This is a genomic window from Haladaptatus pallidirubidus, assembly GCF_020700235.1.
In the GTDB taxonomy this organism is placed as follows: domain Archaea; phylum Halobacteriota; class Halobacteria; order Halobacteriales; family Haladaptataceae; genus Haladaptatus; species Haladaptatus pallidirubidus.
The window spans coordinates 1,986,756-2,009,152 of sequence record NZ_CP085301.1; the positions used below are offsets into that span (position 1 = coordinate 1,986,756).

Genomic DNA, 22,397 nt, shown 5'->3' on the forward strand with positions numbered 1-22,397 from the left:
AGATTATCGGCGATTCGGGTTTACGACGGCTCGTCCATTCGAACCGTCAGCACCGGTCGTTCGGAAAGTCGAACGATTTTCTCCGTTACGCTCCCGAGGAGGTAGCGATCGATGCCCCGTCTGCCGTGCGTCCCCATCACGATGAGGTCGATGTCGTGGTCGTCGGCGAAATCGAGGATGGTCCTGTACGGCGTTCCGCGGGGAATCGACGTTCGAACGTCGATTCCCGCATCTCTCGCCCGCCGTTCGATGTCGTCCACCGCTTGCTCGCCCTCCTGCTGGAGTTCCTCGTACAGCATGTCCGCCCGAACGTCCGGCGGGATTGCGGTTTGGTCAACTATCGAGATGACGTACAGTCGCGCGTCGTAGGTGTCCGCGAGATTGATGGCCTGTTCGACGGCTCTGTCCGCCGCGTCGCTCCCGTCCGTGGGCAGGAGGATTCGATCGTACATCGCATCTATTTCACGTTCCCTATCGGCAAATGATTACTGGCGGCGTTCACGGAGCCCGGATTGGTCCGTCCCCGCACATAAAACCACGCCGGTTAGCGACAGTAATCTGTACCTCAGTCAGCGGGAGTCGTGCGTCTACCCACCTGCACAGCAGTCAAGAGTATGTAGCAGATGGGAACCATCAGTAGCCCACCGAGAACGAACGGAACCCAGTACGCCACCGCGGCGTACAGTCCGCCCGCCGCGACGGGACCGACCGCTCTGGCGATACTCCCCCCGCTCTGCGTGAGTCCGAACGCGCCGCCCTGTTCGTCCGCGGACGCGCTCTTCGAGACCAGCGTGTTGAGCGATACGTTTGCAAATCCGTTGCCGACCGCGAGGGGCGTGAGGACGAACAACAGCGCGAGCAGTCCGCCGGAAAGCGGACCGATGGTCGGAAATAGCCGTCCGATTTCGGGTGAAAACGGAATGGCGGCCAGCGTCACGAGTTCGAGCGAAACGCCGATCAGCGCGATGGTTCGCTCGCCGAATCGGTCGGTGAGCCGCCCGATGAGCCCCCCTTGTACGATGGCGATGACGACGCCGACGTACGCGAGGACGTAGCCGTTCATCGTCGTGCCGTAGCCGTACTTCTGCTCCGTGAACAGCACGAACATGCTCTCCATCCCCGAGAAGGCGAGCGAGAGGAGGAAAAACGAGACGACGAGTCCCGACAGCGCCGGGTCGGAAAGCGAATCGAACAAACGTGCGAGTCTGGGTGTTTCGAGCATTCCGGACGGTTCCCTCTCCGCGGAGCGCTTGGTTCGCGTCTCCGGAAGGACGAAAAACGCGACGGCGAGGTTTAGCGCGCAGATTCCCGCGGCGAGGAAACTCGGGAGCGAGAACCGATTTATCGGAACCATTTCGGGCGACAACCCGCGAACGAATGCGATTGCGGCGTCGCTCGAAGCGAGTCCGCCGAGCGCCGGGCCGAACACGAACCCCAATCCGAACGCCGCACCGATGAGGCCCAATCCCTTCGCGCGGTCTTCCGGCGGCGTGACGTCCGCGATGTAGGCCTGTGCGGTTGCGATGTTGCCGCCCATCGCGCCCGCGAAGAGTCGCGCGAGAAAGAGGACGGCGAGACTTTCGGCCAATCCGAACAGCGTCCACGCGAGGACGCTTCCGAACAGCGATAGGAGGAGAATGGGTCGTCTGCCACTTTCGTCGGAGAGTCGTCCGAGAATCGGTGCAAAGACGAACTGCGTAATCGAGTAGGAGGCGAGAAGGAGGCCGACGACGAGTTCGTTCGCGCCGAACTGCGTGGCGTACAGCGGGATGATGGGAATCAGGATACCGAACCCGAGTAGGTCGACGAAGACGATCGCGAACACCGTCGCCAGCGCGTGATTCGAACCGGTTCCCTCGGCCATTACAATCTTCCGGCGACGATGAGGAGGCCGACGGCCACGACGCCCGCGGCGTAAAACCACGTCGCGTAGGCGGAGGCAGCGCGCATCGCGCCGTCGTCCAGATTTTTCATCAGGCGACTACTCGCGGCGTGGCTCAGGCCGGTCAGGACGAACCAGAGCGCGACCATGGTGAGGACGAGGTGACCCCGCGAACTCCCGCCGAGGAGTTCGACGGTGTACCGCGTCCCGGCGAGATGTCCGCCGGTGGTAAACAGGACGAGTGAAGCTAGCATGGAAAACCGCGAGAACCGTTTGGTGAGCCATCTGAGGCCGTCGGTGCCGAGATGGCCTTTCCGGGCCGCGGGAATTACGAGGACCGCCATGAACAGCGTCCACCCGGCCCAGACGCCAGCGAAAACGGTGTGTAAAACCTGCATCAGTACGTCGATTAGTGCCATTTTCCGGAGGTTGTCACAGACTCCTCAAATAGCTTCGGATGGAAGTCGATACTGTATAATCCGATTCCGATTATGATGTCGAAAACAGACAGAGGGCGTGAGGTCTTATCGCCCGCTGACAGAGCGTATCTGCTCGGCGAGGCGGAGATGGAACACGATCAATCGAAGCGCAACGTGGAGGCGCGAATCCGTCAACGCGTTACCGATGGTATCCTCGATTTTTCCATCCTCGTTCACCATCTGAAGAAGAAAGACCGAAGACAGATTTTCCGCAGTGCGGAAGACGACGCGTTCATGAACGGTTTGATGGCGATGTTCTCGTTTACGTACATTGGAATGCGAGAAAGTAGCGTCGAGTTCGCGCACACGCTGGAGCCGGCGGTTCGCAAAGCGGAGGAGGTTCACGCCGCGGACACGCTCGGACAGACGGTTTCCGTTGACGTGCAGTTCGACGTCGAAACGGAAATTGAAACTGTAGTGGCCGACGTGGTGGACTCCATCGACGCCGGAAAGCCGGTAACGCCTGCGGAACTGTTCTCGGCGATGGTCGGCAGTACCGTGCTCGACGACGCAGACGAAGTGCTCCTTCAATTGGGCACTGACGACGGTCTGTTCAAAGAAGAGGATTTCGTGACCCACTTCGCAACCTATCACGATGCCGAACTGCGATGGCTTCCATACTATCGCGTCAAAGCCGTGATAGAAGAGTAGACGATAGAATCCGTCGTATTGCAGCAGTTAAGCCGTCGATTCCGAACAGTGGCGGCGGTTCGAATCGGGCTAAACGGGTTTTCCGGGTCGTTCGGTTTCGTCGTACTTGTCCTCGAACTCCTGAATCAGTTGTCCCATCTTCGCGTACCACTCGTTCAGCATCCGCTGCATCTCGTGTGACACTTCGCCGGGGTTGGTCGGTCGGTAGACGTGATAGTAGCCGCCTTGATCGTAGTTTACCTGCTCTTTCTGGATAAAACCGGCCTGAAGGAGACGCTGGATGGAGCGGTAGGCGGTCGAACGCTCGCGCTCGATTCGCTCCGCGATGTCGTCGATGGTCAGCGACTCTTCGCTCTCCACGACGACCTGATAGCAATGCCTGTCGAGTTCTTTCAATCCGTGTATACACTCCAACAGACCTTCACACTCCATATCCTGCTGAAGATACTCCGCCATCGAGTTTGCCATTGTCTACGCGAAAGTTGGTCGCTGAGACGTAAAAGGATTTTGCAAGGTTTTCACAACACTCTATCGATGGGGGTTCCACGGACGCGCTCTGGTTCGATTAGTCTCCGCTGGTTATCGAGTTCACGGCCGTTGAACGGCGTTTTCGCCACAACCCTTGGAGATACGCACCGACGAACATCCCGCTGATTCCGAACAGGATGCGGTAGTTCCCTAACCCGACGCTGGCGTAGGCTGCTCCTGGACAGATGCCCGAGATACCCCACCCGACGCCGAAGATGGCGCCGCCGCCGAGCACGTTTTTGTCGAACGATTTCAGTCGTCTGGCGTACGGTTTACCGGTTAGTGGCGCTCGTCTCGACAGGCGGGTTGCGGCGGCGAACGTCGTGCCGGTGACGAACGCCGCACCGCCCATGACGAACAGCAGGCCGAAATCGTCGAACTGGAGGAACTGGAGGACGACTTCGGGTTTGGCCATCTGGCTGAAGCCGAGTCCGAATCCGAAGATGCCGCCGCCGCCCAGTATCAGGAGCATGAACAGCGGCCCGCGTTCGTTCCGTCCCGTGCTTTTCGTCCCGCTCATGGCGACACCCCCATTCCAACCGCCTGCATCAGCTGTGCGGTTCCAATTGCAATCGTCATGAACGTCGCCACGTTGACGATGGAGGTGGACGACGCCGACCCGACGCCGCAGACGCCGTGGCCGGACGTGCAGCCCTTTCCGATACGCGTTCCGATGCCGACGAGGACACCCCCGCCGAGGAGACGCCACCACACCACGTCGGTCGTCCAGATTTCGCCGTGGAAGGCGGCCTGATAGATGACCGCGCCGCCGACCACTCCGAGCGTGAAGACGACGCGCCAATCGCGGGAGGCGAGATATTTCGCCTTCTGAAACCGCGGTACGTCGGAGACGTATGAGAGCGTCGTTTCCAAGAACGTACTCGCTCCGGCGATAATTCCCGAGCCGAGGTAGATGACGGCGACGCCGAGTCCGATGAATACGCCACCGATGGCGTAGTGGGAGACGCCGTTCGGGAACAGCTCTGCGAACGTGAGTGCTGGCATGAGTGCCGATAGTAGTGACGGAATTTCCATCTGTTCTCTCCCGCCGCGTTAGTCGCTCGTGAGCGAGTCGCGACTCGCGGCGCAGTTGTTGGGTCCGAGTTCGAGTTCGAACGCTTCCTCGTCGTCTGTGTCCCGTTCGCCCAAGTTCGTTGCGATGATGTCCTCGTAGTTCGCGGGGCGCGGCGGCATGTCCGAGGTGATGAAATTCACGAACTCGTCGCGGCTCATCGAGAGCGCGTCCATCGACTCGGTCAAATCACCGATCGTCGCGGTGTACGTGCCGTCATCGGCGGAGGTCGCCGAATCGCTGAAATGCGCTGGCGCGACCACGGTTTCGTCGACGAGCGACAGAATCCGCTCTTGCAGCGTTTCGTAGAGCGTTTTCGCGGCCTCCGGCGCACCCTCGTCACCTTCTTCGAGGTCGGGCCGGGCTACGCTCTCGGTGAAGAGGGTATCACCCGTGAACAGTACGTCGCCGACCCGATCGGAGGTCATCCCCGACGTGTGGCCGGGCGTGTGAATCACGTCGATTTCGACGTTCCCCAGCGGGAGTTTCTCGCCGTCTTCAACCGTTCGATACGACGCGTCGTAGCCGATACCGCGGGCGTCTGCGGGAGCGGGAACGACCGCTTCGGCACTGCTCGACTCCGCCACGCTCCGGACGCCGCTCACGTGGTCTGCGTGGACGTGCGTGTCGATGGCGTATCTCAGTTTGGCACCGCGTGCTTTTGCATTCGAGACGTACTCGTCTGCGAACGCTCGAAGCGGGTCGATGACCGCCGCTTCGTCGTCGGAGACGACGAGATAAGACAGACACCTGCTGGAGGGTCGCTGATACTGAATGACCGTCGTCTCCGCGTTTTTGTTCTCGTTTTCGCTTTCGATTTTGCGGAGTTTGAGAACCCGCGCCCAGCCTTTCATCCCGTCTTCGAGGTGATACACGTTGTAGCCGCGCTCCGCGAACAGTCCGGCGATGTATTCGCTTGACCCACCCTTTGCACAAAGGACGGTCACTTCCTCGTCCTTCGGAACCGGGTCGAACAGTTCGTCGTTCGGGTCGTCCGCGAGATATTCGAAATAGGGCACGTTGCTACTCTCGACGTTTTCGCCGTCGATTTTCCACTTCTCGTACTCGTCGGTTGCGCGAACGTCGAGTAGCGTGACGGATTCGCCCGTGTCGATTCGCTCGTACAGTTCGTTCGGGGTTACCGTCTCGACTTCGGCAGTCGGTGACGGAAACGGTGATTCGCTCATGGACAGCAGTAGGTATCGGACACAGACAGAAAAGGGTTCGCATAGTATTCCAAATCATCTGCAATACTAAATTGAGGTATGTGATTCTTGTAGGCTGTTTTGAGTGCTTAAACAGTGTTTCTCTGTTATTCTGTTGTGCATGTAAGGCACAATATCCAACACTCTTTTAATGGTTCGAACAATATTGTCCAATAGATCCAATAAAACACATTGGTGACTTCACAATGAGTTCGAAATTCGACATCACGGAGACGCTCGACGTAACAGGACTGAACTGCCCGATGCCGGTCGTCAAGACGAAGCAGGCGACCGACGGACTGACCGACGGCGACGTGCTGGAAGTTGTCGCAACCGACTCCGGGAGCATGAGCGACCTGAAGGGCTGGGCGAACACGACAGACGGCGTCGAACTGCTCGAACAGCAAGAAGACGAATCTGGTGGCGAAGCGGTGTACCGCCACTTCGTCCGGAAAACGGTGTAAGTATGAGCACCGAACCGCAACATTCCGCACAAACTGGTGGAAACGATGACGACGCCGAAACCGACGACGCACTCCGCGAGCGAATCGAACAGTTGGAGGGCGAACTCGCCGAGTTGAAAGCGAACGCCGACGACCAGAAGAAGATGACCGTCATCGCCACGAAAGGGACGCTCGATATGGCGTACCCGCCGCTCATCCTCGCCAGCACCGCCGCCGCGTTCGGGTGGGATGTGGTCGTCTTTCACACGTTCTGGGGACTCGACATCCTCCACGAGGAGAAGTCCAAGAATCTCAAGCTCAGCGCGGTCGGCAATCCGAGCATGCCCATTCCGAACGCGCTGGCCGCGCTTCCCGGCATGGACTCCATGGCGACGAAGATGGTGAAAAAGAAAATCGAGCAGAACGGAACCGCGACCATCGAGGAACTCATCGACGTGTCGGTAGAGTCCGGCGTGGAACTGCAAGCCTGCCAGATGACGATGGAGTTGATGGAGTACGACGAAGACGAGTTCTACGACGGCGTCGTCTCCGGCGTCGGCGCGGCAACAGCCCTCGAACACATGGCCGACGCGGATATCCAACTGTTCGTTTGATCGAACCGGCTTTTGGCGGGGATATTATTAGTTGTTGACATCACCACAAAGCTTTTTATGGACATCGTCATATCGGGAACCAAGGTCGAATCATGACCACCTCTCTCCTTCACTGACCGGGCCGTAACGGGGCCGTTCTGCGCTCATCTTCGGATAGCCGCGGCTGTCGTCCCTGCTTCCCGGTTTTGTTCACGTCGAATAGCGCCGAGTGTCGATGTTCGACGCTCGTCTTATCAGAATACGTGCGGACGAAAAATCAAGTATGCAATCAGGTTCAGCAATTATCGCACAACGGACGGATAGCGGAACAGCAGATGAGGCAACGACGAACGGCGGAGCAATGGGCAACAAAACTGCGAAGGGCGAAACGTCAGATACGGCGGAGATTCGGGCGCTCGCCGACGCGGCAGGGTACGACGTAGTCGGAGAGGTCACGCAGAATCGGGTCGAGGATTCGAAGTACCAGTTCGGACGCGGCAAGGCCGAAACGCTGGCGGAGCGAGTGGAAACGAGCGACGCCGGGAACGTCATCTTTGACAACCCGCTTTCCCCACAGCAGACTTACGAACTCGGCGAACTGTGTCCCGATGGTACCGAAATCGTAGACCGCTACCGACTCGTTCTCGAAATATTTAGTCAGCAGGCCGGAACCCGCCGGGCGAAACTACAGGTCGAACTCGCGCGGTTACAGTACGAACTCCCGCGGGTGCGGGCCGAAATTCGCTTGGAAAAAGAAGTTGCGAACGAGCGTCGCTCGCGGAACGGACCCGGCGAGAAAGAAGACAGGCGCGTCACCGACATCAAAGACCGTATCGACCGCATCAAATCGAAACTCGATAGCCTCTCCGACGTCGGCGACCGGCGACGGGAAAAACGCAGGGATCAGGGGTTCGACCTCGTCGCTCTCGCGGGCTACACCAACGCCGGAAAATCGACGCTTTTGCGGCGACTGGCCGACGATATGGCGTTCGACCCGAATACTCACGACGACCTTCACGAGAGCGCAGCGGCCGAGGACAGGCTGTTCAAGACGCTCGAAACGACGACCCGTCGAGCAGAGATTCAGGACCGAAGAACGCTCATCACGGATACGGTCGGCTTTATCAGCGACCTGCCTCACTGGTTGGTCAAATCGTTTGAAACGACGTTCACGGAGACGTACGAGGCCGACCTCGTGCTTCTCGTCGCGGACGTGAGCGACCCGCTGACGGAACTGCGCGAGAAGCTCTATACCTCGCTCGATTTGCTCGACGGGGACGCGGAGCGAATCGTGACGGTTCTGAACAAGGCGGATCGCGTTTCCGATTCCGAACTGGCCGAACGAGTTTCGGGCGTATCCGACCTCGCGTTGAACCCAGTCGCCGTGAGCACGACCGAAAACGACGGTATCGACGCGCTTCGGGAGCGAATCGCGGACGAACTTCCGGAGTGGGAGACCGACCGACTGACGCTCCCCAACACGGGTGAAACGATGTCGCTCCTCTCGTGGTTGTACGACCACGCTCGCGTCGAGGCGGTGTGGTATCCGAGCGAGAGCGAGGAAGTCGTGGTCGAGTTCGCCGCGAATTCGGCGATAGCCGAGCGGGCGACGGTGAAAGCTGACGCGATTTCGGCGTAGTCGCGGTTCGAGCCTCCTCTCGAAACGCCTCCCTGAAATACCCACCAAATATTCATCACTGTCCCTCCCTTACGGCCTTTGATGCCCGGTAACACGGGTTTCGGGGAAGGGGAATATGAGCCACAATTCACCGTCAGCAACGCAGACGGATAGTCCGCCAGACCAGCGGCCGGTCGGCCAAGCCAGTCGTTCGGAGGCGAAAGACCAACTTCCGAGTCGGTTCGACTCGAAGCTGCGCGACGCCCTCGGAACGTCGCCGTTCATTCTGACGAAGTTCGACGCGTTCATGAACTGGGTTCGGGGGTCGTCCATGTTCGTGCTCCAGTTCGGCATCGCCTGCTGTAGCATCGAAATGATGCACACCTACGCGGTCAAACACGATTTAGACCGCTTCGGTGCGGGCGTTCCGCGGGCGTCGCCGCGACAGGCCGACGTCATCATCGTGCCGGGAACCATCGTCTCGAAGTTCGCGCCACGGATGAAACGAATTTACGACCAGATGCCGGAACCCAAGTTCGTCGTCAGCATGGGGTCGTGTACCTGCTCCGGTGGGCCGTTTCAGGAGGGATACAACGTCATCAAGGGGGCGGAGGAGGTCATCCCGTGCGACATCCACGTTCCCGGCTGTCCGCCGCGACCCGAGGCGCTCATCTACGGCGTCGCCAAGTTGCAGGAACGAATCGCCCACGGGGAGGCCAGTCCGGTCGTCGTGAAGCCCTACGAACTGGAACAGTTCGGGGATTTGGAACGCGACGAACTGGTGCAGTCGCTCGCCGACCAAATCGACGAGGATACCCTCGTCATGCGTTACAACTGGGTTGATTCACCGTGAGCGTACAGGAACAACTGGTAGACGGCGACGAACTCGCCGACCTACTCGGCGAGCTCGTAATCGGGCGCGAAGACCATATGAACGCGCCCGCGTTCGTCATCCGTTCTGACGAGGTACAAGACGCACTTACCATCCTGCGCGAGGAGGCCGGATTCGACCACCTCTCGTGCCTGACGGCCCAGCAGTACGACGACCGGTACGAGAGCATCTACCACCTCAAAAAGTACGACGACCCCCGACAGGAGGTGAGCATCGTCGTCCCGACCACCTCGGACGAACCGATAAGCCAGACGGCGGAGCCCGTGTACACGACCGCGAACTGGCACGAACGCGAGGCGTACGACCTCGTCGGTATCAGGTACGACGGCCATCCGGACATGCGTCGAATTCTGTTACCAGAAACGTGGCAGGGACACCCGCTCTCGCTCGATTACGACCAAAACCAACCGCAAGTCGTGTCGTTGGAAGAGCACCAGAACCCACTGTTGGAAGACCATGTCGGCGACGACGCCGACACCGTCTTCATCAACATCGGCCCGCACCACCCCGCCACGCACGGGGTTCTCCATCTGAAAACCGTTCTCGACGGCGAGCAGGTGCTCGACGTCGAACCCGACGTCGGCTATCTCCATCGCTGCGAGGAACAGATGGCCCAGTCGGGCAACTACCGTCACGAAATCATGCCGTACCCCGACCGGTGGGATTACACCGCGAACATGACCAACGAGTGGGCGTACGCGCGGGCCATCGAAGACCTCGCGGATATCGACGTTCCCGATTACGCGAAGGTGCTCAGGACGCTCGGCGTCGAGCTCTCGCGGATGGCGGGCCACTTCCTCGCCCTCGGAACGTTCGCGCTGGACGTGTACGGCGATTTCACCGCCATCTTCCAGTACGCGTTCCGCGACCGCGAGAAGGCCCAGAACATTCTGGAGGATTTGACCGGCCAGCGCATGATGTTTAACTACTTCCGCATCGGTGGCGTCATCTGGGATATTCCGGAACCGCGCGAGGAGTTTTTCGACAAGACGATGGATTTCGTGGACGAACTGCCACAGGCGCTCGAAGAGTACCACGACCTGCTCACGAACAACGAAATCTTCCAACTGCGGTGCGTCGGTACGGGTGTGCTCGAGCCCGACGTTGCGAAACAGTACGGCGTCACCGGTCCGGTCGCTCGCGGTTCGGGCGTCGATTACGACATCCGCAGGGACGACCCCTACGGCTACTACGACCAACTCGACTGGGACGTCGTCACGGAACCCGGATGTGACAATTTTTCGCGCGTGTTAGTTCGTCTCCGCGAAGTCGAGCAGTCGGCGCGCATCGTCGAGCAGTGCGTTCAACTGCTCGACGACTGGCCCGAAGACGACCGCGAACTCCAGTCGAACGTTCCCCGGACACTCAAACCGCCGATGGACGCGGAGACGTATCGGGCGGTCGAAGCCGCGAAGGGTGAACTCGGGGTGTACATCCGCTCCGACAACACCTCCAAGCCAGCGCGATTCAAGATTCGAAGTCCGTGCTTCCACAACCTCTCCGCGCTTCCGGAGATGTCGAACGGCGAGATGGTGCCGGATTTAATCGCGTCGTTGGGAAGCCTCGACATCGTCCTGGGGAGTGTCGACCGATGATCGGCCTGCTCAAAGGGATGGCGACGACGATGAAACACGCGCTGGACGGTGAGACGTTCACGGTCGAATATCCCGACGTGCCGCCCGAGGTCAGCCCGCGCTTCCGCGGTATCCACAAGTTCAGTCAGGAGCGCTGTATCTGGTGTCGCCAGTGCGAGAACGTCTGTCCGAACGACACCATCCAAATCGTGATGGACGACCAGCGAAACGGCGAGCAGTACAACCTCCACGTCGGACAATGCATCTACTGCCGACTCTGCGAGGAGGTCTGCCCCGTGGACGCGATTTTGCTCACCCAGAACTTCGAGTTCACGGGAGATACGAAAGACGATCTCGTCTACAACAAAGAACAGTTGAAGAACGTCCCCTGGTACAAAGACATCGACCCGCTCGAATCGCGCGAACCCGACAGGGGCGCGTGGATAGGCGAAGGCGAGGGGTCGGTGGATTATCAGTAATCAGGCGAACCGGTGTTTCACGCCGTAGTAAATCCGGCGGCGCTGGTACACCAGCTCGCCGACCAGCCATCCCAAAACGAGCAGAATGGCGAATATGGCGGCGATGAAGGCGTACTCGTTCATCCAGATGGGGCGGATGAACGGCGTCGCTTGATCCCACACCTCGCCGTACTCTCGCATGTCGTCCTCGATGGCCGTTCCCGAGAACGTGTTGCCGAGGAGGACGGACATCTTCACGCGGTCGCCGGTTCCGGGATCGATGTTCGCGCTTCCCGACACTTGATACTCCCCGGTCGTTCCGTGATCTGCCATCGTCGGCCCATTCGAACCGTCGCCGCTGGTGACGCGTTCGGCGTCGTAGGGAAGCCACGGCGAGTAGAACTCCCAGACGATTTCGCCTTCGGGCGTCACTTCGATGACGCGGTGGTTCGAGGAATCGGTGATGAGCGTGTTGCCGTTCGGTAGGCGGTCTGCGTCACGAGGCCAGTTGAACTTCTCCGAGGAACCCATCTCCCACGTCGATTCCCAGTCGCTGCCGCGTTTTTCGTACTCGACGATGCGGTGGTTCTCGGAGTCGGCGACGAGGATGGTCGGGTCGCCGGACTCGCTTTCGAGGTAGTCCGGGTTGTGCTGTTCCTGAAGCGTGTCGTAGTTGCCGTCCTCTCCGAGTTTCATCGTGACTTCCTTCGACTCGCGGTCGACGACGATGACTTCGTCCATGTTTCGCGGGTCGGCCATGTACTTGCCGGGGCCGATTTTGTCAACGTCGTTGACGTGCGTCCAGTCGTTGGTGTAGTCGCCACCGTCTTTCTTCTCGTAATGGCTGCGGAAGTACCACTCCCACGTGATTTCGTCGTCCTCCAAATCGTAGACGAACAATCGGTCGTCGTTCTGACCGGTGCTCTCGTTGTAGGCGCGCATGTTGGCGACGAGCAACTGCGTGCCGTTGTTGATGAGGTCGATGTCGTGGGTGTCGTGGATTTCGAGGAACTGCTCCCATTCCTTTTCTTTCGTTTCGGGGTTGTACTCGTAGACGAGCGTACCGCCGCGCTGTGTCGAGGTGACGAGCAGGTTTCCGTTGTCCAGCGGGTCGACGTCGTAGAACCACGACGCGCCCTCTTTCGAGCCGTTGTGAACCCATTCGATGTTTCCGTTCGGGCCGACGGCGACGAGTCGGGCGGGTTTTTTCTTATTTCCTTGTCCTTGAAAGTGGTATCCCTGTACGCTGATAACTGTCGTTCCGTTCGCGGGTTCTTCGATGGTTCCTTTGGTCAGATTCGATTCCTCTTGGTCGTAGGTTATCGCGGAGACGGCGGAGGGCGCGAGTAGAGAGACGACCAACAACAAGACGACTCCGCGCACGAGCCACGGCCGCGGCGGGAGTCGTTCCGTCCAGTCCATAAGCTATACTGGGCAACCTTCACTTTGTATATTTTGTGTTTTCGTTACCATTTTCTAACCGCTGATTTCGGCGGCGTGGGACGGGGACGAAGTGAACAGTTAGGAAATCATTTTCTAAATAGGTTGGAATAGTGATCATTCATCAGTATAAATCGGTGCTACACCACTCTCGCCAGCACGTCGAACTGGTGTGCGATGTACGTCAGTTCACCCCCTCCAACTTGCCGGTGGCGCGTTCCCAACCAGTCCGAGAACGCATCCGCGTCGATTTCCGAATGGCCGTCCAGGGAACTCCCAATCATCCCGAGGATGTGTTGGAGAAAGATCCCCTCGTCGGCGGGATACGACCCGTTTTCCGGATACACCACCCAGTCGGAACTCCCGACGGCGAGCAGTTCCGCCTCCCGCCGTCGAAATTCGGCGAGTAGTTTCCGCCCCGCTCTGCTCGTCCCTTCGCCGTCGTCGATGTGCCGGTGATACAGCTCCGCGACTCGCTCGTCCAGTTCGTGCGCCGGGTCGAACATCGTCCCTCCGTCGAACGTGATGGGGAAATAGCAGAGTCCGCCAGAGTCGAGCACCGAGCAGAACGCCGGAAGCGCCGATTCGAGGTCGAACAAGTCGGCGACTGCGTGTCCGACGAGGGCGTCCCACCGTCTGTCGGTTTTCCACGCAAATTCGACTGCGTCCGCGACTTCGAACCGAATCGTCATCGACCGGCCATTCTGTTTGCACTGGAGGTTGTCCCCATTTCGCTCGAACCCGCTCGCGAGCAACTGCGAGCGAGCGGTTCGGATATTTTTCGAACTTATATCCAACACGGTGTACTGCACCCGATTCGGCAAACAGTCCCATGAGCGAAGGCGTTCTACCATCGTGCCGATTCCAGCCCCGATTTCGAGCAGTCGAACGGGTTCGGTGGAGTCGATCAACGCGGAAAGTTCGCGCTCGAATCGGCGGAGTACCCGCCGATTCAGCGCCCGGTCGTCCACCGTTCGTTTCGTATCGAGATACTGTTGGAACGTCATTGTTCGGGTGAAACGGCACAACTTTCCACGATTTCTTTCAATAGCCGTTCAACCGACTCGGCCGCGTCGTCCCATCCCGGTTGAAGTTCGTACCGTTCACGCGCCGAGATGCTCATTCGTGCGAGTCGGCACCTATCGTCCCGGAGCGTGCGAACTGCATCGGCAATCGCGTCGGCGTCGTCGGGTGGAAGCAAAAACCCGTTTTCGTCGTCCGAGACGATTTCGCTCGCGCCGCCAGCCGTCGTCGCAATCGCGGGCAGACCGAACGCCATCCCCTCGAGGTAGACGAGACCGAAGCCCTCGTACAGCGACGGAACTGCGAGAACGTGGCTCCGAGCGAGCTGTCCGGCGACTGCCTCGTCCGACAGTCGGCCCGCAAACGACACCCTCTCGCGCAGTCCGAGTTCGTCGCGGAGACGACGAACTCGGGTCGCGTACTCTTCGTTCGATTCCGCGCCGATAACCATGAGGCGCCACTTTCCGGAAACGGACGAAAGGCCTCCGAGCAGAACGTGCAGCCCCTTTCTGGGGATGATGTTTCCGAGAAAAACGAGTCGAAGGGTGCCCTCGAAATTCGTATCAATCGACTGCACCGGCACGAACCGCTCGAATCTGTCGCCTGCGGGAGGTGCCACTGCTGCCTTTCGGTCGTTTTCCTCCCACGAATCGAGCAGTTCGAAAACGGACCGTCGCGTCGTCTCGCTGTTGCAAACGACCCCATCGAGATGTCGAACGTAGTCGCGCTCAATCGCACGACAGCCGCAATTTTTCCACCTTGCTCGCGGTTCGTCTGACCGAAGATGGTGGACGATGGAGACGATTGGGGCGTCTATTCGACGGTTCGCCCGAATCAGCGACGGATGGCAGAGGTGGTCTTGGAAAAGTACGTCGAATCCCGAAAGTCGAGAGGGAAGCCCTCGCGAAAAATTGTGCAGGAGACTACGCCCGTACGACTCCCACGGAAGGCCGATGATTTCTATCGTGTGCCCTCGCTCACGCAATTTTTCGACCAGTTTTCTGTCGTACCGAAACCCACCAGAACGCCCCGAAAGCGAACCGTAGACGACGAATCCGAGATGCATCACACTGACCGTTCGAAACTAGCCCCCGCGTCATTGTCTTCCTGTATTGCGACTTCGATTTCGATGATTTCCGGTGCGTCGATTTCGTCGAGAACGCGGTCACAGAACAGCCGCGAAAAATGTTCGACGCTGGGGTTCACCCCTTCGAACTCCGGGAGGTCGTTCAGCGTCTCGTCTCGATAGTGGGCTATCGTGTTGTCCAACGACTCGCGCACTCGGTCGATGTCCACAAGATAGCCGAACTCGTTCAGCGATTCGCCCCGGAGATGAATCGTCACTCCGTACCGGTGGGAATGTAGTTCTCCCTCCGGGCCGGGGTTCGGAACTGTCAGGTAATGCTGTGCGACGAACGGTTTGGTAACGGTTACTTCGTACATGGTTCGGTATCTGTCTCGGATTAACTGTCGGTCAGTCATACGTCAGAAGCACGGCGACGGCCTCGTTCGGGCATTCGTCCAGCAGTCGGTACGCTTCGTGGGCGTCCCCAATCGAAACTCGGTGGGTGACGAGAGATGTCACATCGAGATTCGAGAGTCGTCGCCACGCCACGGCGAGTCGGCGGTCCGAATCCCACCGCCCCCGTAGTTCCGGCGACAGCGTACTCACTTGCGTGCTTTCGATGTCGATTCGACTTCGGTGAAACGACCCGCCCAGATTCAGTTCGGCTCGCTTTTCGCCGTACCACGACCCGACCAACACCCGTCCGTCGTATCCGGTCACCGAAATCGCGTCGTCCAACGCCGATGGATTGCCTGAAAGCTCGTAGGTCAAATCCGCTCCCGCGGGCGTTTTTGCACGCGAGAGTTCGGCCTCGATTTCCTCGCGAACGTTTCCTGTTGCATCCAAACTGCATTCCGCACCCATCGCTTTCGCGAGTTCACGTCGCTCGGGATAACGGTCTACCGTCACGAGATCCGAAAGCGGATAGTTCGCCAGCAGGCCGGTCGTCATCAATCCGACAACACCTTGCCCGAAAATGACGGCCTGCTCGCCGATTCTCGGCGTCCCGTCGAGGACGAAGTTCACCGCCGTTTCGACGGTTGGTAGAAAGACTGCCTCTGTCGGCGTGTACTCCTCCGGAATCCGGACGAGGTCGGCAGGCGATGCGAGAAAATGACTCGCGTGTGGATGGAACGCAAATACCGATTCGCCTACCCAGCCCTTCGAAACGTTCTCGCCGGTCGAAACGACCTTTCCCGCGGTCGCGTACCCGTACTGAAGCGGAAACTCCAACGTTCCCGACAGTGCGTCTATCGTCGCGTCGGTTGCCAGTTCGGTCGGCGCGTCCCCCCGATAGACGAGAAGTTCGGTGCCCGGACTAACCGCCGACACCTCGGCGCGAACGAGCACCTCGTTCCGTCCCGGTTCGGAAATCCCTTCCACGCGAACGTCGAGCTCGCGCGGCCCCGTGAAGTAGACCGTCCGTGTGGATGGCACGTGTGCCATGCGACGGATTTAAAGAAATTCCTTTCGGCTACTACATTCGACGGCGGTGTCGAACGAGTTCGCAGACGACGTTCCGAATCGGCTTCAACACCGGACGAGACGAAGTTCCGAGATACGCCGACACTGGGTCATAGGTGTCGGTTTTAACGAGATTCAGTGCCCGTCCCGTCGCTCGATAATTTCCGTCCATGACGCGCGGCGCGTGACAGTTCCGACGGTCAACCAACACCAGCGGTTCACCGGGTGGGTTTTCGGCAATCGACAGCACCTGTCCAACATCGACTCCGGTTTTCGCGGTCAAATCGTCTAACTGTTCACCGTCACAGCGGGCAATCTGTCGGGCCGCCCCGAGAACGGTTTCGTCCGGCGAGAGTGCTCGCCACGATAGCGTTTCGGGACCGTCGATAACCCGCAATCGCTCGAATGCATGTCGAGAAAGCGTCACCCGTCGCCATTCGATCGGTGCTTCGCGCCAGATAAACGACGCGGCACCCGGCTTCGCGTTCAAGAGTTCGTCGAGCGCCTCGCGCTCCGTGAGCGATGACACGTCCACGGAGGGTGTTTCTGGCTTTCGGGATTCAAGTCCAAGCCATCGTTTGATGACGTGTTCCTGTGAAATGCGCGTCATTCATTCCACCAATTCGACTTCGATGAACTCAAATCGCGTGCCGCCGGTTTCATCCTCGCGAACCGACACGTCCCATCCGTGCGTCTCGGCAATTTGCTTAACGATTGTCAATCCGAATCCGGTTCCGGTTTCGGCGGTGGAGTAACCCGTTTCGAACACCGATTCGTGTAATGCGTCGGGAATTCCCTGGGCATCGTCTTCGATGTACAAGCCAACGACAGATTCGGAGGACGAAACGCTGTTCGCGACGTGGAGGACGGCGCTGGAAGACGTGTCGCTCATTTTACCCAGGTTACCCGATAGACATGCTATACTACCATAATTGTTATGAATGTCGATTTTGGTTTATAATTGAACTGTGTGGGGAAGGGTCCATCTTTATTCGCGTTTCGCTCGTCCCTAGAGTGGTAGATTCCATGTTTACAGATAGAACGGACGCAGGCGAACAACTCGCGGAACTCGTCCAGCGCGAAGGAATAACCGCGGACATCGTACTCGCGATTCCGCGCGGCGGACTTCCGATCGGACGACCAGTCGCCGATGCACTTTCAGCACCGCTCGACGTGGTAGTGGCAAAAAAGTTAGGGGCTCCTCACAATCCCGAACTCGCGATTGGAGCCGTCGGTGCCGACGGAAGCGTGTGGCTGAACGACGCGCTCATTTCCCGAATCGGAGCGGACGACGCCTACGTCGGACAGGAACGAGAACGGAAAACCGAGGACGCCCGTGTGAAAGCGACACAATACCGTCGCAATGGGCCGATACCGAACCTCGACGGTAAGCAGGTCGTGGTCACGGACGACGGCGTTGCGACCGGTGCGACGACTATTGCATGCCTCAGACAGGTGAAAAACGCGGGCGCAAGGTACGTCGTCCTTGCGGTTCCAGTCGGGTCGCCCGGTTCAATTGAACGACTGCACGGCGAAGCGGACGAAGTGGTGTGTATCGAGACCCCGCCGAATTTCGGCGCAGTCGGTCAGTTTTATCGGGTGTTCGAGCAGGTTCCGGATGAAGTTGCACGGTCTTATTTGCGTGAATAACGCAAGTAAATAGGGGAGAAGTACGAAAGCACAACGCAGATGTGTGGAGAAACGTTGCGGCGTGTGAACAGTAACGCCTCTACTCATTTCTGACCTCGTAGCGAGGATGTAGGTGACAACAACCTGGTAGTCGGAACCACAACCGCCAGGAGATAACCAATAGATTTTTGTCCGTTTCGACTCACGTCTCCCGGAATGTTAGGCGCTTAAACTGCGATTAACTCGGAGTACAGGCTTCATTAACTCGAAATACGGTACGGTGAATGTCGCACTATATCACGAAACCTTTAAGTACGTTTCTACCTAACCGATAGTTAGGAAGTAAGCTTCCGGGTTTTTTCAGGAATTACCCTGTCGGGAGCCTTCGCCAACGCACCAACCATGACTTCAACAAAAATTCAACGCTACGACGAGTCCACTGTAGCGACCCACGACCGAGAACGCGAGAGCGAGGACGAACAGGAACAGGAAAACGTCTGCCCCGAATGCGGTGGCAACCTCATCACCGACGAGGGCCACGGCGAAATCGTCTGTGCCGAATGTGGTCTCGTCGTCGATGAGGACAACGTCGACCGCGGGCCGGAATGGCGCGCGTTCGACGCCACTGAGAAAGACGAAAAATCCCGCGTCGGTGCCCCGACGACGAAGATGATGCACGACAAGGGGCTTTCGACCAACATCGGCTGGCAGAACAAAGATGCCTACGGCAACACGCTCGGCTCCCGCCAGCGAGAGAAGATGCAGAGACTCCGCACGTGGAACGAACGGTTCCGCACGCGCGACAGCAAGGAGCGCAACCTCAAGCAGGCGCTCGGCGAAATCGACCGCATGGCCAGTGCCCTTGGACTCCCGAAAAACGTCCGGGAGACGGCCAGCGTCATCTATCGCCGTGCGCTCGATGAAGACCTCCTGCCGGGTCGTTCCATCGAGGGCGTGGCGACCGCCTCGCTGTACGCGGCGGCCCGCCAATCTGGCGTTCCACGCAGCTTGGACGAGGTAGCCAGTGTCAGCCGAATCGAAGGGATGGAGTTCAAACGCACCTACCGCTACATCGTCCGCGAACTCGGCCTCGAAATCCAGCCCGCAGACCCGCAGAGCTACGTGACGCGGTTCGCCTCCGACCTCGACGTGAGCGACGAATCCGAACGCCGGGCGCACGATCTGCTCGAAACCGCGAAAAAGCAGGGCGTCCACAGCGGCAAGAGTCCGGTCGGACTCGCCGCCGCCGCGGTGTACGCCGGTTCCCTGCTTACCAACGAGAAGGTGACCCAGTCCGAGGTGAGCGAAGTCGCGAGCGTGAGCGAAGTCACCATCCGCAACCGCTATCAGGAACTGCTCGAATCCGAGGAAGACGGCCGTGCAGTCGCCTAAACTGCGATAGCCGCCGCTTGTATCCTTTTCTTTTTGCTAGCATACGGCCGGTACATTGATTTTCTGCGGTTCGGTAGCCCCTGATTATACATGCCCGAGCCACGAATCGGGTTCCGTCGTCACGCCACGACGATTCTTGCAATTCTCTTAGTCGGTACGCTCCTCTTCGCTCACCCCGGGGTTCTCGTACCGAACTCAGTGGACGACGAAGAGCGGAAAAGCCCCAACGATGTGCGGCTCGTTTCACCGCATCCGAACAGCGAAGCAGAGCTGTGGCCGTTTACGAGTCGTGGGAAATCGTTCGATTCGCTGACGCTCCCCATCAACGCCGTCGTTCAAGGGCACACCTCACGAGTGGTATCTCACCTTAGAAATCGGCGGACAGCGGAGTGGCGAAACGATACGCAGGAGTGGCAGGGAATCAGCCACGAGGACGAACCGACGGCCGGCGATGACGTCGCTATCGAATGGCACAACACCACGGGAGCGGTGCGATATACCTACATCGATGCACCCGGTTCACGTGGCGGCTGGGTCGCTGAAACGGCGCAAATCCACGACGGTTCCTATTTCGGGTCGCGCTACCATCTTCGTCTGTACGAGGGCGGAACGGGCGGGCAAACGTGGACTGCCATCCAAGCACATCAGGAACATTGGGATTGGTTTCGACTGCGGCACTCCGTCGGGTCGCTGTCCGCCGCACAGTATTACCTCGATAACCAGTTCTATGGAAAGTGGTACGTAGAGGACGTCTCCCGCGAACGCTTTGCCAACGGTGGCATCGCCGACACTGACGGATGGGTTTCGGTCGTGGAGTTACGAGCGCCAACTGATGTGTATCCGATAACGCTCCTGTGGGTCGCGATCCTCCTCGGTTCCGTCGGCGTGCAGGAATCAATGCTCTCGTTCGTTCGGGAGTTGCTGTCCTGGTTGTCGGCGGAAACCACCCAGCGTGGCATTGCGCTCGGTTTCTTGCTTCTCGGTCTACCAATTGTCGTGCGCGGTGCGAGTATCGCCGTCGAGATGACGGTTCCGACGATTCCGATAAAGGCTGTCGCTGGTATCGGGTACGTCGTTCTCGCCGTCGGCTTACCGCTTTCTGCCGTTATCCTCCCCAAAGGCCATCAGTCGCTCGATTGGTTCGGTGTTGCAATCCTCGGTCTCGGCCTCGGATTCCTGCTCGACTACCAGAGCATCGGTGTTACAGTCCTTCCGATTATGGTCGTCCTTCATCGCCTCACCGTTCTCGCTGTCATCGGACTGCTTGCAGTTGGTGGCGCGCGACAGCAAGCAGATGAACGCTGGAATCTGCTCGTGAAAACGGGTCTAGTCCTGTGGATTGGCGTACTCCTGTGGCCGCTCTTTTTCAGTCTCTAATCCGAGACTAACCCGTTGTCCCATCGTTTCACCGCTCCACTGCTATACCGACCCACTGTTTCGCCGTCCCAGTACTCCACCGCCCTCCCGTTTCACTGCCGCCCGGAGATCGCCGTCGCTCTCACACCGAGAACGTCATCTTCGGCATCTTCAGGAACGCCGTTTCGTACCCCTCGTGTCGGGAGACCTGCGGCACCGAATCGACCGAAACGAGGAGTTCGTCGCCCGATTTGATACCCGAAACATTCGCGCCGTAGTGATATCCAATTTCGGGGTCGAGCGTCGGTTTCAGCGTTCCGTCGAAGACCGATTCGCCGCCGCGGTTCAGGCTCGTCGAGAGTGACATCATTGGGATTGGATAGCTCCGATACGGCGTCCGCGGTGAGACGAGGAGATAGGTTTCTTCGGCCATCTTGGTGTCTTTCACGGCAGTTGCGAGAAACTTCGCATCCCCGCTCGTCTGCTCGCCGATAAATTGCCCCGGCAGGTCGGCTTTCGGCGGCACCGTACTCGTTGGCATCATATCCATCTCAACCGTTGGCACCGCACCTTGCGACCCTTTCTTTTGGTCGAGCTCTTCGAACGGCAGATTTTCCAGTTTTTCCTGCGTCACTTCGAACTCGGTCGAGAGCGTCGCGGCGGAACCGAACTCTCCCGCGAGCGCGCCGGTTCGACGGATGCTCAGTCCGCTGACCTGCACATCGGCGGTGTAGGTGCCGTCGCCGTCCAGTCCCATGTTGTCGCCGAAGTGAAATCCCATGTTCTGCGAGAGCATCGGCCACATCGTTCTGGTGTCGCTCCAATCTCCCTTCGAGAGTTCGATGCGCACGTCCCCGGCGGGAAGCACCGTCATCGTTTCCGCGTCCCAGACCGTCGCCATCAGGTGCACGTCGTCACCGTCTTCAATGGTCACTTTTTCCTGCTGTTCCGCGGTTCCACCGCCCATCAGCCAAAAGCGGTGGGGAAACGAGTACATCAGTCCGAGTCGCCAGCGGCCCTGTTTCGCCATTCCGGCCATCTCCATCCCCTCGGTGTGCGTCGGATAGTACACCGCGTCTGGGCGGTTTTCGACCAACGGGGGTTCGTTCGGCGTGGTTTGTGTTTCGAACAGTCCAGCACACCCCGCAAGCGCAACTGCGCTTGTGAAACCCGAAGTCTGCAAAAACCTACGACGATTCATTGGAGGGAATTTGTCATTGACTCCGAAAAGAGGTTCTGGTACACCCGTCGAAAGGGGTGTGTTTGGAGGCGGTGATTTCGTCGTTTGGCAGTCTGTCGGTGGTGTATATTTCCGGTTGTAAATGATGGTTGTTTCTCTGGTGTTCGTAGACTGTTACTGACAACAAATAATTACCACCACATCCTAACCGCAGACCACATCCTCCCCCAATCGATCTATTCGCTCCTTGCAGTCGTCCGGTCGTCCCTCGCGCGGCTTCACTGACGTGCCTCTGGGAGAGATGCCCTCCGGCTCACACCAACGCGCTATCGTAGTTTGACTGGTTTCGTATGTCGAATTTGCCATGTGGCGTGCATTGGCAAGACGATGAGGACTTCACGTCCGAACCGTCTTGCTGACAGCGCGCGAGGGATGAGCATCGCATACAGAAA

General features: G+C 58.8%; 25 protein-coding genes. 10 read left to right on the top strand and 15 right to left on the bottom strand.

The genetic code is table 11. The features are described from left to right. Positions 1 to 20: 20 nt before the first annotated feature. The 3 genes from LIX15_RS10800 to LIX15_RS10810 form a co-directional block, all read right to left on the bottom strand. On the bottom strand, positions 21 to 452 hold the full coding sequence (locus LIX15_RS10800) for a universal stress protein (RefSeq protein ID WP_227773196.1): 432 nt from the start codon (positions 450 to 452) through the stop codon (positions 21 to 23). A gap of 113 nt (positions 453 to 565) precedes the next feature. Next, a complete protein-coding gene (locus tag LIX15_RS10805; protein WP_227773197.1) occupies positions 566 to 1,864 on the bottom strand; it encodes an MFS transporter in 1,299 nt (432 codons plus the stop codon). Continuing rightward, a complete protein-coding gene (locus tag LIX15_RS10810) occupies positions 1,864 to 2,301 on the bottom strand; it encodes a CopD family protein (protein WP_227773198.1) in 438 nt (145 codons plus the stop codon). The genes LIX15_RS10805 and LIX15_RS10810 overlap by 1 nt, the downstream gene beginning before the upstream one ends. Positions 2,302 to 2,376: 75 nt before the next feature. On the opposite strand from LIX15_RS10810, the gene LIX15_RS10815 reads away from it, so the two are divergent. After that, positions 2,377 to 3,012 carry a DUF8102 family protein gene (locus LIX15_RS10815; RefSeq protein WP_227773199.1) on the top strand — a complete coding sequence of 212 codons (636 nt, stop codon included), beginning with the start codon at positions 2,377 to 2,379 and terminating at the stop codon, positions 3,010 to 3,012. Between the two features lie 69 nt (positions 3,013 to 3,081). Here LIX15_RS10815 and LIX15_RS10820 read toward each other — a convergent pair whose 3' ends face one another. From LIX15_RS10820 to LIX15_RS10835, 4 genes are all read right to left on the bottom strand, one after another. After that, positions 3,082 to 3,480 (bottom strand): helix-turn-helix domain-containing protein, encoded by a 399-nt coding sequence (locus LIX15_RS10820; protein ID WP_227773200.1) that lies wholly within the window; start codon positions 3,478 to 3,480, stop codon positions 3,082 to 3,084. Between the two features lie 97 nt (positions 3,481 to 3,577). Further along, entirely contained in the window at positions 3,578 to 4,060 is a 483-nt protein-coding gene (locus LIX15_RS10825; protein ID WP_227773201.1) for a DUF6691 family protein, read from the bottom strand. Beyond that, entirely contained in the window at positions 4,057 to 4,575 is a 519-nt protein-coding gene (locus tag LIX15_RS10830; RefSeq protein ID WP_227773202.1) for a YeeE/YedE family protein, read from the bottom strand. The genes LIX15_RS10825 and LIX15_RS10830 overlap by 4 nt, the downstream gene beginning before the upstream one ends. Before the next feature lie 18 nt (positions 4,576 to 4,593). Then, the gene (locus tag LIX15_RS10835; RefSeq protein ID WP_227773203.1) at positions 4,594 to 5,799 is read right to left on the bottom strand and encodes an MBL fold metallo-hydrolase; all 1,206 of its coding nucleotides are present in this window, start codon (positions 5,797 to 5,799) and stop codon (positions 4,594 to 4,596) included. Positions 5,800 to 6,023: 224 nt separating this feature from the next. Here LIX15_RS10835 and LIX15_RS10840 point away from each other — a divergent pair, with 224 nt between their 5' ends. From LIX15_RS10840 to LIX15_RS10865, 6 genes are all read left to right on the top strand, one after another. Further along, a complete protein-coding gene (locus LIX15_RS10840; protein ID WP_227773204.1) occupies positions 6,024 to 6,281 on the top strand; it encodes a sulfurtransferase TusA family protein in 258 nt (85 codons plus the stop codon). Between the two features lie 2 nt (positions 6,282 to 6,283). Further along, positions 6,284 to 6,874: a DsrE/DsrF/DrsH-like family protein gene (locus LIX15_RS10845; RefSeq protein WP_227773205.1), complete on the top strand. Its 591-nt coding sequence runs from the start codon at positions 6,284 to 6,286 to the stop codon at positions 6,872 to 6,874. A gap of 262 nt (positions 6,875 to 7,136) precedes the next feature. Beyond that, a complete protein-coding gene (hflX, locus tag LIX15_RS10850; protein ID WP_390184997.1) occupies positions 7,137 to 8,492 on the top strand; it encodes a GTPase HflX in 1,356 nt (451 codons plus the stop codon). Positions 8,493 to 8,607: 115 nt separating this feature from the next. Further along, positions 8,608 to 9,324, top strand: coding sequence for an NADH-quinone oxidoreductase subunit B (locus tag LIX15_RS10855; protein ID WP_227773206.1), 717 nt, complete (start codon positions 8,608 to 8,610; stop codon positions 9,322 to 9,324). Beyond that, on the top strand, positions 9,321 to 10,958 hold the full coding sequence (locus LIX15_RS10860; RefSeq protein ID WP_227773207.1) for an NADH-quinone oxidoreductase subunit D: 1,638 nt from the start codon (positions 9,321 to 9,323) through the stop codon (positions 10,956 to 10,958). Before LIX15_RS10855 ends, LIX15_RS10860 begins: the two co-directional genes overlap by 4 nt. Next, positions 10,955 to 11,416, top strand: coding sequence for a NuoI/complex I 23 kDa subunit family protein (locus tag LIX15_RS10865; RefSeq protein ID WP_049972353.1), 462 nt, complete (start codon positions 10,955 to 10,957; stop codon positions 11,414 to 11,416). Before LIX15_RS10860 ends, LIX15_RS10865 begins: the two co-directional genes overlap by 4 nt. On the opposite strand, the gene LIX15_RS10870 is transcribed toward LIX15_RS10865, so the two are convergent. From LIX15_RS10870 to LIX15_RS10900, 7 genes are all read right to left on the bottom strand, one after another. Then, a complete protein-coding gene (locus tag LIX15_RS10870) occupies positions 11,417 to 12,817 on the bottom strand; it encodes an arylsulfotransferase family protein (protein WP_227773208.1) in 1,401 nt (466 codons plus the stop codon). It abuts the gene before it with no gap. 158 nt (positions 12,818 to 12,975) lie between these two features. Continuing rightward, entirely contained in the window at positions 12,976 to 13,842 is an 867-nt protein-coding gene (locus tag LIX15_RS10875; RefSeq protein WP_227773209.1) for a class I SAM-dependent methyltransferase, read from the bottom strand. Next, on the bottom strand, positions 13,839 to 14,924 hold the full coding sequence (locus LIX15_RS10880; protein ID WP_227773210.1) for a glycosyltransferase family 4 protein: 1,086 nt from the start codon (positions 14,922 to 14,924) through the stop codon (positions 13,839 to 13,841). The genes LIX15_RS10875 and LIX15_RS10880 overlap by 4 nt, the downstream gene beginning before the upstream one ends. Further along, positions 14,924 to 15,301 (bottom strand): 6-pyruvoyl trahydropterin synthase family protein, encoded by a 378-nt coding sequence (locus LIX15_RS10885; RefSeq protein ID WP_227773211.1) that lies wholly within the window; start codon positions 15,299 to 15,301, stop codon positions 14,924 to 14,926. Before LIX15_RS10885 ends, LIX15_RS10880 begins: the two co-directional genes overlap by 1 nt. A 31-nt stretch (positions 15,302 to 15,332) precedes the next feature. Next, entirely contained in the window at positions 15,333 to 16,361 is a 1,029-nt protein-coding gene (locus LIX15_RS10890) for a zinc-dependent alcohol dehydrogenase (protein WP_227773212.1), read from the bottom strand. Positions 16,362 to 16,401: 40 nt separating this feature from the next. Continuing rightward, a complete protein-coding gene (locus LIX15_RS10895; protein ID WP_227773213.1) occupies positions 16,402 to 16,998 on the bottom strand; it encodes a hypothetical protein in 597 nt (198 codons plus the stop codon). Next, positions 16,999 to 17,280 carry a sensor histidine kinase gene (locus LIX15_RS10900; protein WP_227773214.1) on the bottom strand — a complete coding sequence of 94 codons (282 nt, stop codon included), beginning with the start codon at positions 17,278 to 17,280 and terminating at the stop codon, positions 16,999 to 17,001. Positions 17,281 to 17,414: 134 nt separating this feature from the next. Here LIX15_RS10900 and LIX15_RS10905 point away from each other — a divergent pair, with 134 nt between their 5' ends. The 3 genes from LIX15_RS10905 (at position 17,415) to LIX15_RS10915 (ending at position 20,786) form a co-directional block, all read left to right on the top strand. Further along, positions 17,415 to 18,038, top strand: coding sequence for a phosphoribosyltransferase (locus tag LIX15_RS10905; protein ID WP_227773215.1), 624 nt, complete (start codon positions 17,415 to 17,417; stop codon positions 18,036 to 18,038). A 381-nt stretch (positions 18,039 to 18,419) separates the two neighbouring features. Beyond that, positions 18,420 to 19,409 carry a transcription initiation factor IIB gene (locus LIX15_RS10910; protein ID WP_227773216.1) on the top strand — a complete coding sequence of 330 codons (990 nt, stop codon included), beginning with the start codon at positions 18,420 to 18,422 and terminating at the stop codon, positions 19,407 to 19,409. Positions 19,410 to 19,499: 90 nt separating this feature from the next. After that, positions 19,500 to 20,786 carry a hypothetical protein gene (locus tag LIX15_RS10915; protein ID WP_227773217.1) on the top strand — a complete coding sequence of 429 codons (1,287 nt, stop codon included), beginning with the start codon at positions 19,500 to 19,502 and terminating at the stop codon, positions 20,784 to 20,786. 121 nt (positions 20,787 to 20,907) lie between these two features. On the opposite strand, the gene LIX15_RS10920 is transcribed toward LIX15_RS10915, so the two are convergent. Continuing rightward, positions 20,908 to 21,966 (bottom strand): DUF7350 domain-containing protein, encoded by a 1,059-nt coding sequence (locus LIX15_RS10920; RefSeq protein WP_227773218.1) that lies wholly within the window; start codon positions 21,964 to 21,966, stop codon positions 20,908 to 20,910. Positions 21,967 to 22,397 lie beyond the last annotated feature (431 nt).

Excerpts from the sequence above, each read along its gene's own strand:
- LIX15_RS10845 (WP_227773205.1), top strand. The coding sequence starts at position 6,284 with ATGAGCACCGAACCGCAACATTCCGCACAAACTGGTGGAAACGATGAC.
- LIX15_RS10815 (WP_227773199.1), top strand. The coding sequence starts at position 2,377 with ATGTCGAAAACAGACAGAGGGCGTGAGGTCTTATCGCCCGCTGACAGA.
- LIX15_RS10825 (WP_227773201.1), bottom strand. The coding sequence starts at position 4,060 with ATGAGCGGGACGAAAAGCACGGGACGGAACGAACGCGGGCCGCTGTTC.
- LIX15_RS10855 (WP_227773206.1), top strand. The coding sequence starts at position 8,608 with ATGAGCCACAATTCACCGTCAGCAACGCAGACGGATAGTCCGCCAGAC.
- LIX15_RS10870 (WP_227773208.1), bottom strand. The coding sequence starts at position 12,817 with ATGGACTGGACGGAACGACTCCCGCCGCGGCCGTGGCTCGTGCGCGGA.
- LIX15_RS10880 (WP_227773210.1), bottom strand. The coding sequence starts at position 14,924 with ATGCATCTCGGATTCGTCGTCTACGGTTCGCTTTCGGGGCGTTCTGGT.
- LIX15_RS10805 (WP_227773197.1), bottom strand. The coding sequence starts at position 1,864 with ATGGCCGAGGGAACCGGTTCGAATCACGCGCTGGCGACGGTGTTCGCG.
- LIX15_RS10895 (WP_227773213.1), bottom strand. The coding sequence starts at position 16,998 with ATGACGCGCATTTCACAGGAACACGTCATCAAACGATGGCTTGGACTT.
- hflX (WP_390184997.1), top strand. The coding sequence starts at position 7,137 with ATGCAATCAGGTTCAGCAATTATCGCACAACGGACGGATAGCGGAACA.
- LIX15_RS10830 (WP_227773202.1), bottom strand. The coding sequence starts at position 4,575 with ATGGAAATTCCGTCACTACTATCGGCACTCATGCCAGCACTCACGTTC.
- LIX15_RS10905 (WP_227773215.1), top strand. The coding sequence starts at position 17,415 with ATGTTTACAGATAGAACGGACGCAGGCGAACAACTCGCGGAACTCGTC.
- LIX15_RS10900 (WP_227773214.1), bottom strand. The coding sequence starts at position 17,280 with ATGAGCGACACGTCTTCCAGCGCCGTCCTCCACGTCGCGAACAGCGTT.
- LIX15_RS10920 (WP_227773218.1), bottom strand. The coding sequence starts at position 21,966 with ATGAATCGTCGTAGGTTTTTGCAGACTTCGGGTTTCACAAGCGCAGTT.
- LIX15_RS10810 (WP_227773198.1), bottom strand. The coding sequence starts at position 2,301 with ATGGCACTAATCGACGTACTGATGCAGGTTTTACACACCGTTTTCGCT.
- LIX15_RS10885 (WP_227773211.1), bottom strand. The coding sequence starts at position 15,301 with ATGTACGAAGTAACCGTTACCAAACCGTTCGTCGCACAGCATTACCTG.
- LIX15_RS10875 (WP_227773209.1), bottom strand. The coding sequence starts at position 13,842 with ATGACGTTCCAACAGTATCTCGATACGAAACGAACGGTGGACGACCGG.
- LIX15_RS10835 (WP_227773203.1), bottom strand. The coding sequence starts at position 5,799 with ATGAGCGAATCACCGTTTCCGTCACCGACTGCCGAAGTCGAGACGGTA.
- LIX15_RS10865 (WP_049972353.1), top strand. The coding sequence starts at position 10,955 with ATGATCGGCCTGCTCAAAGGGATGGCGACGACGATGAAACACGCGCTG.
- LIX15_RS10910 (WP_227773216.1), top strand. The coding sequence starts at position 18,420 with ATGACTTCAACAAAAATTCAACGCTACGACGAGTCCACTGTAGCGACC.
- LIX15_RS10800 (WP_227773196.1), bottom strand. The coding sequence starts at position 452 with ATGTACGATCGAATCCTCCTGCCCACGGACGGGAGCGACGCGGCGGAC.
- LIX15_RS10840 (WP_227773204.1), top strand. The coding sequence starts at position 6,024 with ATGAGTTCGAAATTCGACATCACGGAGACGCTCGACGTAACAGGACTG.
- LIX15_RS10915 (WP_227773217.1), top strand. The coding sequence starts at position 19,500 with ATGCCCGAGCCACGAATCGGGTTCCGTCGTCACGCCACGACGATTCTT.
- LIX15_RS10820 (WP_227773200.1), bottom strand. The coding sequence starts at position 3,480 with ATGGCAAACTCGATGGCGGAGTATCTTCAGCAGGATATGGAGTGTGAA.